The 13,322-nt window shown below is 67.1% G+C and carries 15 protein-coding genes and 1 pseudogene; 6 read left to right on the plus strand and 10 right to left on the minus strand.

The window, feature by feature from the left end; genetic code table 11:
- Nucleotides 1-91: 91 nt before the first annotated feature.
- The 3 genes from LMQ14_RS00425 to LMQ14_RS00435 all read right to left on the minus strand — a co-directional run bounded on the left by LMQ14_RS00425 (nt 92) and on the right by LMQ14_RS00435 (nt 1,764).
- A complete protein-coding gene (locus LMQ14_RS00425) occupies nt 92-625 on the minus strand; it encodes a peptidase (RefSeq protein ID WP_267732923.1) in 534 nt (177 codons plus the stop codon).
- A gap of 194 nt (nt 626-819) precedes the next feature.
- Nucleotides 820-1,443, minus strand: coding sequence for a superoxide dismutase (locus LMQ14_RS00430; protein WP_163791486.1), 624 nt, complete (start codon nt 1,441-1,443; stop codon nt 820-822).
- Between the two features lie 165 nt (nt 1,444-1,608).
- A complete protein-coding gene (locus LMQ14_RS00435; protein ID WP_169718189.1) occupies nt 1,609-1,764 on the minus strand; it encodes a hypothetical protein in 156 nt (51 codons plus the stop codon).
- A 564-nt stretch (nt 1,765-2,328) separates the two neighbouring features.
- Between LMQ14_RS00435 and LMQ14_RS00440 the strand changes: the two genes are divergently transcribed.
- Both LMQ14_RS00440 and LMQ14_RS00445 read left to right on the plus strand, forming a co-directional pair.
- A complete protein-coding gene (locus LMQ14_RS00440) occupies nt 2,329-3,375 on the plus strand; it encodes a DUF4328 domain-containing protein (protein ID WP_267732924.1) in 1,047 nt (348 codons plus the stop codon).
- A 4-nt stretch (nt 3,376-3,379) separates the two neighbouring features.
- On the plus strand, nt 3,380-4,204 hold the full coding sequence (locus LMQ14_RS00445) for a glycerophosphodiester phosphodiesterase (RefSeq protein WP_267732925.1): 825 nt from the start codon (nt 3,380-3,382) through the stop codon (nt 4,202-4,204).
- On the opposite strand, the gene LMQ14_RS00450 is transcribed toward LMQ14_RS00445, so the two are convergent.
- The 3 genes from LMQ14_RS00450 to LMQ14_RS00460 all read right to left on the minus strand — a co-directional run bounded on the left by LMQ14_RS00450 (nt 4,201) and on the right by LMQ14_RS00460 (nt 7,016).
- On the minus strand, nt 4,201-4,758 hold the full coding sequence (locus tag LMQ14_RS00450; protein ID WP_267732926.1) for a ferritin: 558 nt from the start codon (nt 4,756-4,758) through the stop codon (nt 4,201-4,203). The two genes, LMQ14_RS00445 and LMQ14_RS00450, sit on opposite strands and share 4 nt — an antisense overlap.
- A 179-nt stretch (nt 4,759-4,937) precedes the next feature.
- Nucleotides 4,938-6,176: an LCP family protein gene (locus LMQ14_RS00455; protein ID WP_267732927.1), complete on the minus strand. Its 1,239-nt coding sequence runs from the start codon at nt 6,174-6,176 to the stop codon at nt 4,938-4,940.
- A gap of 51 nt (nt 6,177-6,227) precedes the next feature.
- Nucleotides 6,228-7,016 carry a DUF2470 domain-containing protein gene (locus LMQ14_RS00460; RefSeq protein ID WP_267732928.1) on the minus strand — a complete coding sequence of 263 codons (789 nt, stop codon included), beginning with the start codon at nt 7,014-7,016 and terminating at the stop codon, nt 6,228-6,230.
- 94 nt (nt 7,017-7,110) lie between these two features.
- Here LMQ14_RS00460 and pheA point away from each other — a divergent pair, with 94 nt between their 5' ends.
- Both pheA and LMQ14_RS00470 read left to right on the plus strand, forming a co-directional pair.
- Nucleotides 7,111-8,064 (plus strand): prephenate dehydratase, encoded by a 954-nt coding sequence (gene pheA / locus LMQ14_RS00465; protein ID WP_267732929.1) that lies wholly within the window; start codon nt 7,111-7,113, stop codon nt 8,062-8,064.
- Between the two features lie 3 nt (nt 8,065-8,067).
- The gene (locus tag LMQ14_RS00470) at nt 8,068-8,754 is read left to right on the plus strand and encodes a histidine phosphatase family protein (protein WP_267732930.1); all 687 of its coding nucleotides are present in this window, start codon (nt 8,068-8,070) and stop codon (nt 8,752-8,754) included.
- Here the strand turns inward: LMQ14_RS00470 and LMQ14_RS00475 are convergent, their stop codons facing one another.
- The 3 genes and pseudogenes from LMQ14_RS00475 to LMQ14_RS00485 all read right to left on the minus strand — a co-directional run bounded on the left by LMQ14_RS00475 (nt 8,755) and on the right by LMQ14_RS00485 (nt 10,755).
- Entirely contained in the window at nt 8,755-8,946 is a 192-nt protein-coding gene (locus tag LMQ14_RS00475) for a hypothetical protein (protein ID WP_267732931.1), read from the minus strand.
- Nucleotides 8,943-9,368 (minus strand): annotated as a pseudogene (locus LMQ14_RS00480) (metallopeptidase family protein). Before LMQ14_RS00480 ends, LMQ14_RS00475 begins: the two are co-directional and overlap by 4 nt.
- Nucleotides 9,369-9,372: 4 nt before the next feature.
- A complete protein-coding gene (locus tag LMQ14_RS00485; RefSeq protein ID WP_267732932.1) occupies nt 9,373-10,755 on the minus strand; it encodes a septum formation family protein in 1,383 nt (460 codons plus the stop codon).
- A gap of 111 nt (nt 10,756-10,866) precedes the next feature.
- On the opposite strand from LMQ14_RS00485, the gene serS reads away from it, so the two are divergent.
- The gene (serS, locus tag LMQ14_RS00490) at nt 10,867-12,120 is read left to right on the plus strand and encodes a serine--tRNA ligase (protein WP_267732933.1); all 1,254 of its coding nucleotides are present in this window, start codon (nt 10,867-10,869) and stop codon (nt 12,118-12,120) included.
- On the opposite strand, the gene LMQ14_RS00495 is transcribed toward serS, so the two are convergent.
- On the minus strand, nt 12,117-12,611 hold the full coding sequence (locus LMQ14_RS00495) for a DUF2834 domain-containing protein (protein ID WP_267732934.1): 495 nt from the start codon (nt 12,609-12,611) through the stop codon (nt 12,117-12,119). The two genes, serS and LMQ14_RS00495, sit on opposite strands and share 4 nt — an antisense overlap.
- A 69-nt stretch (nt 12,612-12,680) precedes the next feature.
- Between LMQ14_RS00495 and LMQ14_RS00500 the strand changes: the two genes are divergently transcribed.
- The gene (locus tag LMQ14_RS00500) at nt 12,681-13,316 is read left to right on the plus strand and encodes a TetR/AcrR family transcriptional regulator (RefSeq protein WP_267732935.1); all 636 of its coding nucleotides are present in this window, start codon (nt 12,681-12,683) and stop codon (nt 13,314-13,316) included.
- Nucleotides 13,317-13,322: the final 6 nt, after the last annotated feature.

The following is a 13,322-nucleotide window of genomic DNA, read 5'->3' on the forward strand; positions in this document are numbered from 1 at the left end:
GCGGGCAAATCGTGGGCACGCCAGGAAGGCAGCAAAGTTCGGATACCCGTATCTGTGGATTCGGGTATCGAATTAAATCGTTCGAATTCCCTTATGCCGCAAGCAGCATGGCCAGAATCGCGGTGTCGGGATGGCTGATGGGGTCGACGCCGACGCGGCTCACCATCGACGTGATGGTGCCGTCGGCTTCCGCTTCGACCCACGCCGCCCGGTGCTCTAGTCCGAGATACGGCAACCCCGGCAGCAGGACGCATCCCGACGCCGCTCCGGTGCATTCCGGCAACGACGGCGTGGTTTCCGAAGGGGGATGCAGCATGAGCAGCGCAGGAGGTTGATGATCCGCGAAATACCCTGGCTGGATTGCTGATTCACCGAATACGGTGCCCTCGGCCAGCACCAGGCCGACGGTGTTGGGCTCGGGCTCGTCGGGCAGTTCCTCGCGGGCGCCGAATACCGTTGTGGTGGAAAGCAATCCGGGCAATGAAGCGACCCGCACGGCAACCATCAACAGCTGCGCCCACTCCTTGGTCGAGTCAGGCCAACGGCCGGAGATCACGAACCCCTTCAGGGCACCACGAGCATGGAAGGGGGCAACCCCTATCGGCTGGCCTGACCCGGTTTCCATCTCGACCTCCCCGCGACGTCGTCGTCCGAAGTAACCACGCTGGTAGCTCGAATAGTTAAGAATGCCTGCGGTTTAGGCGCGGTGCAACTCGACACGGCCACTGGCGCTTGCCTTCCTGCAGCGACCCAACCGGGCCGGGGTAAAGGTAAGGGCGCCACGCGATCCGCGTGACGCCCCAGCCCTTCGAGATGGAATCAGCCGAAAATGAGGCCCTGGGTCTTCGAAGTTGCGGCCGCGTAACGCGACTGCACGTCTGCCCAATTGACGACGTTCCAGAACGCCTTGACGTAGTCGGCCTTGACGTTCTTGTACTGCAGGTAGAAGGCGTGCTCCCACATGTCGACCTGCAACAGCGGGATGATGCCCAGCGGGACGTTGGCCTGCTGGTCGTACAGCTGGAAGGTCAGCAGCCGGTCGCCGAGGGTGTCGTAGCCGAGCACCGCCCAGCCCGAGCCCTGCAAGCCGTTGGCAGCCGCGCTGAACTGAGCGCGGAATTTGTCGAACGACCCGAAGGCGTCGTCGATGGCGGCAGCAAGGTCGCCGGTCGGCTTGTCCCCGCCGTTCGGCGACAGGTTCTTCCACCAGATCGAGTGGTTGACGTGACCACCCAAGTGGAACGCCAGGTTCTTCTCGTTCAAGAAGATTGCGGCGTGGTCGTCGTTGGCGCGAGCGTCTTCCAGTTTGGCAATCGCGTCGTTCAAGCCCTTGACGTAGGTCGCATGGTGCTTGCTGTGGTGGATCTCGTTGATCTGACCTGAGATGTGTGGTTCCAGCGCTGCGTAGTCCCAGTCCAAGTCGGGCAGGGTGTATTCAGCCACGGCATTCCTTTCCTCGATGATCGTCTTAACGCGCATTCGCACGGAGTCCGCCACGCGACAGGCTCAGCGTAATCAACCCTGCTCCATGACTGCACGCGCCGCAAGGACGGCCACTATGGGCCGGTAAGCCGAATACCCATTCGGCATGGTTTCAAGAGGAAATAATCAAGACAAAACGATGAGGGCGAGAACCGCGAGCAACGCCAACGCGATCAAGCCGGCACGCAAGGCCGCGATGCTGTAACTGTGGTTCCAGGCAGGCGATCCGGAATACGAGTTCGACGCGGCCGGGGTACCCGGACCGAACGAATGCATCGCCATCAATCGCCTTTCACCGGTAGTTCACCTCGGTCGAGTGAGGTGAGTCACAACATTTTCGGTGATGGCGATCATAACCCTTTGTGATGGGGTTGAAAAATGCCCCGAGCAGCAAGACGCTGAGCTGCGGATATTCGCGACGAGCGGCAGGCGGGGATCCAGCCGAGCCAGGGCTCCGATCGAGCGGGTCCGATGACTGTGCAACGGGGCCGTCCATTCGCTCGGCTGCTCGTCTGGCCTGTCGATGGCGCACGAAAAATGCCCAGCGTTATCCACAGTTGGGGCCAGGGTTAACCGCTAGTTGCTGATTGATTGCGTCTATACCCCTACGGCCCATGTGGATAAACCTGTGGAAACTGTGGATAGTCATGAAGTAGCTGTGACCGGCGTAACAGGTGTCGATCCGCGACGCCGAACGCGGATTTCTACGCGCAAACGGTGCGCCTTTGCGAGGCACCCCGCGCTCCCGCAAACCCCGGGGCATCGCTGCTTTTCAGGAAGCCGGGCGCGGTGTTGCGATGGTCGCGTTGATGCGGCCCGCATCGTCGCCAGCGCTACTCTGGTCCGGTGATCCAGGTGTGCTCCCAGTGCGGCACTCGGTGGAACGTGCGCGAACGCCGGCGCGAGTGGTGCCCCCGCTGCCGCGGCGCCCTGCTCGCCCCGCTGGCCGATGTGCCGGCGGCCGATCCCCGCTGGAGTACGCACGGCGGCCCCACGGCGCCCGCTCGCCCGGTCGCGCCGCAACGCACCCCGCCGCGGTTGCCGCCGGGCTTCCGATGGATCGCGGTGCGTCCGGGGGCCGCACCCCCCGCGCGGCGGGGACGACGGGCCCTCGGCCCCACCCCCCGCTATGCGGTGATCCCGCGTTGGGGTTTGACCGACCGCGTCGAACACACCTCGTCCGGGGCGGAAGGTTCGGCACCGGACGGGCCGCCGGCCGCGGTGGTGCGCCTCGTGCTGTTCATCAGCGTGCTCTCGCTCGGCGGTGCGGCGCTGGTGTACGTCGCCCGGTACGCGTTGTTGGTCTACAACCGAAAGACCTTGCTGAACTCGCTGGTGGCGACCGCGGCGGACTGGTTGGGGGACTTGGCCAGTGTGGTGGCGCTAGTGGCGCTGATCACCTCCGGTGTGTTCCTGATCCGGTGGCTGATCGCACGGCGGGCGGCCGTGTTTGCGCATTACGGCCTGTCCGATCATCGGTCAGTCACGGCGTTGTGGGCCGGCTGCGTCGTGCCGCTGGCCAATCTGTTCTGGGCTCCGGTCTACGTCATCGAACTGGCCGCTCTCGAAGATCACTACAGCCGGGCGCGCCGGCCCATCCTGGAGTGGTGGATCGCCTGGATCTTCAGCTACCTGGTGTCGATCTGGGCCGTCGTCACCAGCTTCGCCACCGACCCCCAGGGCATCGCGAACAACACCGTCCTGATGGTGTTCGGGTATCTGTTCGCGGCGGCGACACTGGCCGCCGTCGCCCGGGTTTTCGAGGGATTCGAACGCAAGCCCGTCGCACGGCCCGCGCATCGCTGGGTCGTGGTAACCCCAGATCTCCCGGATCGGCCCGGCGAGTCCGCCGCTGCTCCGGTTGAGTTGAAGGGGGAGGAACCGGCAGCATAGGGGAATGACGTGGGCCGACGAAGTGGTCGCCGGGCATCCCTTTGTCGTTGCCCACCGCGGCGCATCGGCGGCTCGCCCCGAACACACGCTGGCCGCCTACGACCTCGCACTCAAAGAGGGCGCCGACGGCGTGGAATGCGATGTCCGGCTGACCCGCGACGGCCATCTGGTGTGTGTGCACGACCGCCGACTGGACCGGACCTCGACCGGCGCCGGGCTGGTCAGCACCATGACGCTGGCCCAGCTGCGCGAGCTCGAATTCGGTGCCTGGCACGACAGCTGGCGGTCCGACGGCACCCACGGTGATACCAGCCTGCTGACGCTGGATGCCCTGGTATCGCTGGTACTCGACTGGAACCGCCCGGTGAAGATCTTCATCGAGACCAAGCATCCGGTCCGGTACGGCTCGCTGGTCGAAAGCAAGCTGCTGGCGCTGCTGCACCGCTACGGCATCGCCTCGCCGGCGTCCGCCGCCCGGTCGCGCGCGGTGGTGATGTCCTTCTCGGCCGCGGCGGTCTGGCGAATCCGGCGAGCAGCACCGCTGCTGCCGACGGTGCTGCTCGGCCGGAATGCTCGGTACCTGACCAGCAGCGCGGCCACCGCCGTCGGGGCCACCGCGGTCGGGCCTTCGATCATTGCGCTGAAGGACTATCCACAGCTGGTGGATCGCGCCGCCGCCCAGGGCCGGGCCGTGTACTGCTGGACCGTCGACGGGTACGACGACATCGACTTCTGCCGGGACGTCGGGGTGGCCTGGATCGCCACCAATCACCCCGGCCGCACGAAAACCTGGCTGGAAAACTCGCGGACCCTCGACGGCAGGGGTTAGACCGGCGAGACGAGGTGGCCGCCCGCGGCCGGTGGAGCGCTCGCGCTGACTGCCTGAGTACCCACCTCGCGGGCGACGAAGTTTTCCAGATCGAACAGGTTGGCTCCGGCGCGATCGGACACCGTCACCAAGGTTTTCATCACCGCGACCTCTTCGACCTGCTCCTGCAGAAACCACTGCATGAACTGTTCGCCGAGGTAGTCACCCTCGTCGCGGGCCACCCGGGCGAGTTGGGTGATCTGGTCGGTGACCAGTCGTTCCTGCTCGAGGGCGAGGACCAGCGCGTCCCGTGGTTGCTCGAATTTATTGCGCACCGCGTCGATGCCCGCGATCTCGACGTCCACGTCACGGTCGAGCAGATGCTGCACCAGCATCATTGCGTGGTTGCGTTCCTCGAGCGCGCGTCCGTAGAAATGCCTCGCCAATTGCGGCAGCTCGGCGGCGCTAAAATAAACGGCAATCGCAACATATTGCTGAGAGCTGGTGAATTCGTGAGAAATCTGTTCCTGGAGTAATGAGTGGAACTTAGACTTCGGGGCTTCGGTTGCGGTCATGTCAGCAGCTTAGCGCAGGTAGAAGGGCAGTGCAAAGAGCGCGGGACCGACTCATGAAAAGCTCTTAGGCCGGTCTATGCGCCATTTGTTCAGACCCGGTTTACCTAACTCTAGAAAGGCATCATTTCACCGCGCGCATTCTGGAATTGGTGCCGCGCATTAGCGCCCAAAAATCGATATCACTGTCCGTCGAGTGCGGCGGCGGGCACCGGCGCGTCTGCGGCCAGCGCCTCGAAAAGCTTGGCTGCCACGTCGTGATTCCACACCACCACCGAGCCCGCGCTGTTGCTGGTGAAGTCGCCGATCGGAACGGTCAGCGTGGTGGTGGATTCGTGCAGCGCCCAGCCCAGCCGCGCCAGGTCCCACACGTGATCGCCGTCGTCGACCGTCAGCGCGTCGGCCGCGGCGTGCGGGACCGAGTACCAGCGCCACGGATTGAGCCACACCGACGGGCTGGCGGCGCGGTGCAACAGCGCCGAGATGAACTGCCGCTGGTTGACCATCCGGTCCAGATCCGCCCGGGGGGTGTCGCGGGTCCGGACGTATCCGAGCGCGCCGCGGCCGTTCAGCTGCTGGCAGCCGGCGGGCAGGTCGATGCCGGCCAACGGGTCGTTGATCGGCGCGGTCGGGCAGACGGTGACGCCGCCGAGGGCGTCCACCAGGACCGCGAACCCGCTGAACCCAATCTCGGCGTAGTGGTCCAGGCGCAGTCCGGTGGCCTGTTCCACCGTCTGGGTCAGCAGCGCTGCCCCACCCATCGCGAAGGCGGAGTTGATTTTGTCCTTGCCGTGCCCGGGGATCGGCACGAACGAGTCGCGCGGTATCGACACCATCGCCGTCGGGTTGCTCGACCCCAGCGCGGGGATGTGAATCAGCAGGATGGTGTCGGTGCGACTGCTACCGACATCGCCTCCGGTGGCCAGCTTCTCCTGCTGTTCGACCGATAGGCCTTCGCGACTGTCCGAGCCGACGAGCAGCCAGTTGGTGCCGCGGCTGGACGCAGGTCGATCGGCGTAGTTGGTCAGTACCGGCTTGCGATGCAGGGTGGTGTCCAGCCACATCCCGCCGCCCAGCACGCCGGCGCCGACCAGCAGCAAACCGATCAGCAACGTCGATGCGATGATGCGGCCCCACCGGCGTTTTTTGCGCTTGCGGTGCACTCCGGGCAGGTCCGACGGGGGCGCTGACCGGTCGCGTGGACGGGCGCGAGATCTCGGCTTGTCCCGCGCCGCCAGATGGCCGGGGACCGCCCTATCGGCGGGGGCCGGCGCGACGCGGGGGAGCGGCACGGTCTCGTCGGTGGGAGACGGCGCCGGATTGGTGGCGCGGTGAATCAGCGGAGGTGGTTCGGGACGCGAATCCCGCGGCGGCACCGGTCGCGGAGGCCGTCCACGGTGTGGTGGTCGGTCGCCGCTCACTCGGCTAACTTACGTGCCCCACTCACCGCAGCCGGCGCGCGGCACGCCCGGCTAGGGGCGAGCGCGCAGGCCGTTGATGAACGGGCAGCCCATCAGCACGCGAATGGCCTGGCTCAACCCGGTCATGTCGTCCACCGGCTTGTGGAAAGGCAGCCGGATGTCGTGGTCGTCGCCCTCGCTGCCCTCGACGCGGAACCGCACGCCGTAGCGGTCCAGCCCCAGCGGGCGGACGTGTCCGCGCCGCAGCGGCGCCGGGAGCCGGGACACCAGGCGGGCGACTACGTCGGCGTGGGCGTTGTCCAGATGCCACAACAGGCTCGACTCGATGTCGCAGAACGGGTCGGGCCGCGCCGCGAGCAGGTCCTCGATGCTGACGGGCTCGGCGCCGGTGGCGTCGGTAACCACGACGGATGCGACCTCGAGCCGCATCAGCGTGTACCTCTCCTCCCCGGGCGTGGGCGGCATGCATTTCGGCGTATCCACCTGCAGTAGTGCCGGGTGCGGGCACTCGCTCGCGATCACATCGAGGGTGGGATTGATCTCGGCCGGTGGGACCTGGCGCAGGCGGCCGCGGACCCACACCAGCGACCGGACCGGCTCCCGGAGCGGAAGCGGCGCGTAGTCGGTCAGCTCGAGCAGCGCTTGGGATCCACAAACCCGGCGATCCGCCGCGTTGTCGCTGGGCAGCGCTACCGCGAAGGATCCGTCGTGCAGCAGGTGGTGCACCGGCGTGGGCACCGGGTCCTCGCGCTCGACCGCAAGCAGGGCTCCGCCGGCCCGGGCACAGGCGCTGCGGATGCGTTCGGCAGTCGTCGGCGCGGCGCTGGTCAGCGGTAACATCGTTCTCCTTCGGTCCTTAGGTAAGCCTAAGTTAACTTAGATCAAAGGTCGAAGCAAGGCCTGTTTTCCGATCGACGCCATTAGGGTTGTGGTCGTGGTCGGCATCACTTACCTCGGTCCCGAAGGGACCTTCACCGAGGCGGCGCTCTTACAGATGACGTCCGCCGGTCTGATCCCGGACCAGAATCTAGGGCCGGTGCATCGGTTGCCGATCGATAGCACGCCCGCCGCGCTCGAGGCGGTCCGTAGCCGCGAGACCGACTACGCGTGCGTGCCGATCGAGAACTCGATCGACGGCACGGTGGTGCCGACATTGGACAGCTTGGCGAACGGATCGCCGCTGCAGATCTTCGCCGAGACCACGCTGGACGTGGCGTTCAGCATCGTCGTCAAACCCGGCCGCGACCCCGGCGAGATACGGACGGCGGCGGCCTTTCCGGTGGCCGCGGCCCAGGTCCGCCGCTGGCTGGCCGCCAATCTGCCCGGTGTCGAACTGCGGCCGGCGTACTCCAATGCCGACGCCGCCCGGCAGGTGGCGAAGGGGGAGGCCGACGCCGCGGTGACCTCGCCGCTGGCCGCCACACATTGGAAGCTTCAGGCGCTGGCCGAGGGCGTGGTCGACGAAGCCAACGCCCGCACCCGCTTCGTCCTCGTCGGCCTGCCGGGACCGCCGCCGGTGCGCACCGGCGCCGATCGCACGTCGGTGGTGTTACGGATCGAGAATGCGCCGGGCGCGCTGCTCGCCGCGCTGGGCGAATTCGGCATCCGCGACATCGACCTCACCCGCATCGAATCCCGGCCGACCCGAACCGAACTCGGCACCTACCAGTTCTTCGCCGACTGCGCGGGCCACATCGACGACGACGCCGTCGCCGAGGCACTCAAGGCGCTGCATCGTCGTTGTGTGGATGTGCGCTATTTAGGTTCCTGGCCCACGGGCCCGGCCGCGGGCATCGGGCCACCACCACCGGACGAGGCGTCGCGCTGGCTGGCGCGGCTGAGGGAGGGTAAACCTGAGCAGGCCGATGCTTCCGGCGGGGGGATTTAAACGATGAGTGGTCGGTTGGTGCTGCTTCGGCACGGCCAGTCCTTCGGCAATGTCGAGCGCCGGCTGGATACCCGGCCGCCCGGGGCGGATTTGACGCCGGAGGGGCGCGACCAGGCCCGGGCGTTCGCACTCGACGCGGGCCGGCCGGCGCTGCTTGCGCACTCGGTGGCCAACCGGGCGTCGCAGACGGCCGCGGTGATCGGCGACGCGGTGGACGTGGCTCGGCACGAACTGGCCGGGATACACGAGGTGCAGGTCGGCGCCCTGGAAAACCGCAATGACGACGAGGCGGTCGCGGAGTTCAACGCGATCTACGAGCGCTGGCAGCACGGCGAACTCGACGTGCCGCTGCCCGGCGGTGAAAACGCCAACGAGGTGCTGGACCGCTACGTCCCGGTGCTCACCGACTTGCGGATGCGCTATCTCGACGACCACGCCTTCAGCGGTGACATCGTCGTCGTCAGCCATGGTGCGGCGATCCGGCTGGTATCCGCGGTGCTGGCCGGAGTCGACGCAAACTTCGCGCTGGACAACCATCTGGGCAATGCCGAGTCGGTGGTGTTGGCCCCGATCACCGACGGGCGGTGGAGCTGCGTGCGGTGGGGAACCCTGACACCGCCGTTCTACCCCGAACTCGAAGCGACGCCCGTCGCCGAGGCGGTGCGGTCAGGCACCGATCCGATGGGCTGATCAGACCGCCAGCGCGACCAATTCCGGGCAGCTGCAGCCGACGGCGTCGCAGTCGACGACGAACGTGTGCGCCAGCAGCTCGGGGCTGACGCAGTCCGGTTCGGTGCATTCCGAACGGCGCAGCGAGTGGCGAATGATGGTGCCGTGGCAGTGTTCTAAGCCTGCCCGGCAGTCGCGGCATTCTGCGCTCATAGGCCGTTCCTAGCACCAGGTGGCGACAAATCCGCGCTGCCGCGCCCGAATGTCGGCGGTTTTGCCGGATCTTAGCCCCAGCCCAGTTCTTCCAGTCGGTCGTCATCGATGCCGAAATGGTGCGCGATTTCATGGATCACGGTGATCGCCACCTCCTCGACGACGGCGTCGTCGGACTCGCAGATGTCGAGCAGCGCCTCGCGGTAGATCGTGATCGCGTCCGGAAGCGATCCGCCGTAGTCGGAGTCGCGCTCGGTCAACGCCACCCCTTCGTAGAGCCCCAGCAATTCGGGCTCGTCGGGGTGACGGTCTGCAACGAGAATGACGACGTTGTCCATGGCGGCCGCCAGCTGGGCAGGGATCAGGTCGAGTGCGTCGGAGACCAGTTCGTCGAACCGCTGCGGATCCATCCGCACGGCCACGCGGCTAACCTGCCGGGGCCGGCTCGGCTGGCGCGGGCGGAGCGCCCGGTGGGGGTGCATCCGGCATGGGCGGCGGCGCCTGGTTGGCCGGCGGCTGGGGTGCCCCACCGTCGGCCGGCGGTGACGGAACATCCTGCGGCGCTTGGGAAGCCGGAGCCTGCGGCGCGGTCGCCCGCGGCGGCGTCACCACCGGCTGCTGCTGTGGCAGGTGCTGATTACCCTGCGGCATTTCCGGCGGAGTGTTGGATTGCTGGGGCGGACTCGCCGGGCTGGCCGGCAGCTGAACCGGCATCGACGGCATGGTGAGCCGCTCTTCGGGTATGTCGGGCGGGGGCACCGGTGCCAGACCGTTGATCAGCAACTGACCCTTGGCGCTGTTGATCAGGGTGGCCCAGCCCCCGTTGCCCAACGTGGCGCCGATGCTGCAGGCGACCTCGCGGCTACCCGCCGACCAACTGGGCAGCGACACGGTGGGGTAGATCAGCGTCAGCGTGGTGGTGCGCAATTTGATCGGCGCGAGGTAGGCGTCGGTCATCTTGGTGCAGGCGTCCTTGATATAGCCGTCCTGCTCGGGCTCGGCCGGCAGCGTACCGGGGAATTTCTCGGCCAGGTTGACCGTGCCGGTGACCTCCATCGCGTGCGGGGTCTTGCAGTCGACGGGGACGTCGATGGGCTGGTTCGCCGTCGAGTCAATGCCCAGGCAGGTTCCGGCGGGCCAGGCCTTGGACTGGTCGACGTCGGCGACCTTGCCCTTGAAGGCGGCCTGTTCGTTGTTAGAACCGGGCATCTGCAGGCCGCACAACATGCGGCGCTCGCCGGACTGGCGCCACGCCCGGTCGCCCGCCCACAGCAGGCTGACGCTGAATTTGCTGTTGGGGTCGTACTTGGGGCCGAGGTACCGGCGCACCGCCGCCTCGCATTGCTCCTGGCTGATCTGCTGGATGCGAGCCGGTGACGGCGGGGCGGCGTTGGGACCGTATTCCGAGCCGGGGAAGGTCCGCATATCGATCGACTCGGCGACCTCGAACTTGTGGTCGTCGGCGCACTTGACGATGCTCGCGGACTCCGGCGTGACGTCCGGCCACATCAAGCAGTCCCCGCTTTTGGCGCGGTTGAAGGCGGCGTCGGTCTTAGCTCCGGTGCTGGGCACGGGGTTGCTGTCGAGGTAGCCGGCAAGCCGACCCTGCCCCGGCCCGCTGACCGGCAGGGCGGTTACCAGGCCGGCGATCAGCAGCCCGCCGAGCGCGAAGAGCAGCAACGCCCGACGGGTCGCGGTCGCCTGCAATGTGCGCGGCAACTGGAGGCCGGCCAGCGGCTGCTCCGCCGCTGCGGCGGGCGGGCTGGGTGCGGCGACTTGCGTCTCGAGCGTGTCCGACATCGACTCCATTCTGACAGGACGCTCGGGCGAACGTGACAAACGTTACAGATGTGAGTCCTGGGATTAGCGCTAGCGGATGCTCCGCGCGGCGGGTGCCGACCCGAAAGTAGTCTTCAGGCCGTGATCGACCTCAAGTTGCTCCGGGAAAACCCCGACGCCGTCCGCCGTTCCCAACTCAGCCGTGGTGAGGACCCGGCGCTGGTCGACGCCCTGCTGACCGCCGACGCCGACCGCCGGGCCGCGATCTCGGCCGCCGACACGCTGCGCGCCGAGCAGAAGTCCGCCAGCAAGAGCGTGGGCGCCGCGTCGCCCGAGGAGCGCCCGGCGTTGTTGGCGCGCGCGAAGGAGCTCGCCGAGCAAGTGAAGGCCGCCGAAATCGCCCAGGCCGACGGGGAGAAGGCATTCACCGCGGCACACATGGCGATCTCGAACGTCGTCATCGACGGGGTTCCCGCGGGTGGGGAGGCCGACTTCGCGGTGCTCGACGTCGTCGGTGAGCCGCCGGCGATCGACAATCCGAAGGATCACCTGGAACTGGGTGAGTCGTTGGGCCTGATCGACATGCAGCGCGGCGCCAAGGTGTCCGGCTCGCGGTTCTACTTCCTGACCGGCCAGGGTGCACTGCTTCAGCTGGGCCTGCTGCAGCTGGCGCTGCGCCTGGCCGTCGAGAACGGATTCGTCCCGATGATCCCGCCGGTGCTGGTGCGGCCGGAGGTGATGGCCGGCACCGGATTCCTGGGCGCCCACGCCGACGAGATCTACCGGGTCGAAGCCGACGACCTGTATTTGGTGGGCACTTCGGAGGTGCCGCTGGCCGGCTATCACTCCGACGAGATCCTGGACCTGTCCGGCGGCCCGCTGCGCTACGCGGGCTGGTCGTCGTGCTTCCGCCGCGAGGCCGGCAGCTACGGCAAGGACACTCGCGGCATCATCCGGGTGCATCAGTTCGACAAGGTCGAGGGGTTCGTCTACTGCACGCCCGCCGAGGCCGAGGCCGAACACCAGCGGCTGCTGGGCTGGCAGCGCGAGATGCTGGCGCTCATCGAGGTGCCCTATCGGGTAATCGACGTGGCCGCGGGCGATCTCGGCTCGTCGGCCGCCCGCAAGTTCGACTGCGAGGCGTGGGTTCCCACTCAGCAGACCTACCGCGAGCTGACCTCGACGTCGAACTGCACCACGTTCCAGGCGCGCCGGCTGGCCACCCGCTACCGGGACGACAACGGCAAGCCGCAGATCGCGGCCACGCTCAACGGCACGCTGGGCACCACCCGCTGGCTGGTGTCGATCCTGGAAAACCACCAGCGGCCCGACGGCAGCGTGCGGGTGCCCGCGGCGCTGGTGCCGTTCGTCGGGACCGAGGTGCTCGAGCCTTAGGCGTTGACCGTCGCACGCTCTTGTTCGTGGCGGCGCTGGCGTTCCAGCGTCGCGAAGTAGAACGCGAAGGCGAACGCGAAGCTGGTGAACAGGCTGGCCACGAAGTACAGCCAGGGCCGTTTGTAACCCCGGCGGTACCCGTCGACGATCGAAAACAACGGCAGCAGAATGACATTGGCGATTGTGTAGTCCTGCCCCGCGGAACCGGCGGCGGGGTTGACGAACATCATCTGGATGTACTGCGTCCAACTGCCGGGGCCCCAGATCGGGTTGTGCGTCCCGGACAGCCCGTGCGGCGCGTATTCCTGCACGAAGCGGATGTTGAAGTAGTAACCCAGCGCGATCGAGGCGATCCCGACCACGTAGTACACAATTTCCAGCGGCGAGAACAAGGGGCCGCCCGCGGGCCGGGCGAAGACCGTCGAGTTGGACTTGACGATCCAGATGATGACCGCCAGTCCGAGTACCGCGTGGGCGATGAGGGAAACCATGGGCGCAGTCTCACCCCCGTCGCGAAGTTTTGTCAATATTGTCAAAAGAATTCTTGGTATCTTGCCTGAATGGTCCGGCCCGCACAGACGGCGCGCAGCGAGCGCACGCGCGAAGCCCTGCGCCAGGCCGCGGTGGTCCGATTCCTGGCCCAGGGCGTGGAAGACACGTCGGCAGAACAGATTGCGGCCGATGCCGGGGTATCGCTGCGGACGTTCTATCGGCACTTCAGCTCCAAGCACGACCTGCTGTTCGCGGACTACACCGGCCTGCACTGGTTTCGCGCGGCCCTGGACGCCAGGCCGGCAGAGGAACCGATCATCGATTCGGTGCAGTCGGCGATCTTCTCGTTCCCGTATGACGTCGACGCGGTGGCCAAAATCGCCGCCCTGCGCCAAGACGAACTGGACCCCGGTCGCATCGTCCGCCACATCCGCGAGGTCCAGGCCGACTTCGCCGATGCCATTGGCGCGCAGCTGGAACGGCGCAGCAGGGGGAGCGACGCCACGGTGGACCAGCAGGTGCGCACGGCGGTGACCGCACGGTGCATTGCCGCCGCGGTGTTCGGCGCGATGGAGGTCTGGATGGAGTCCGACGACCGCTCACTGGGCGAACTCGCGCGGCTGTGCCACGCGGCGCTCGAGTCGCTGCGCGCGGGGATCACCGACTCCTGGGTCACGGCGACGGCCGAGCAAGTTTCGTCATAATTGACA

This window comes from Mycobacterium sp. Aquia_213, from assembly GCF_026625985.1.
Classification (GTDB): domain Bacteria; phylum Actinomycetota; class Actinomycetes; order Mycobacteriales; family Mycobacteriaceae; genus Mycobacterium.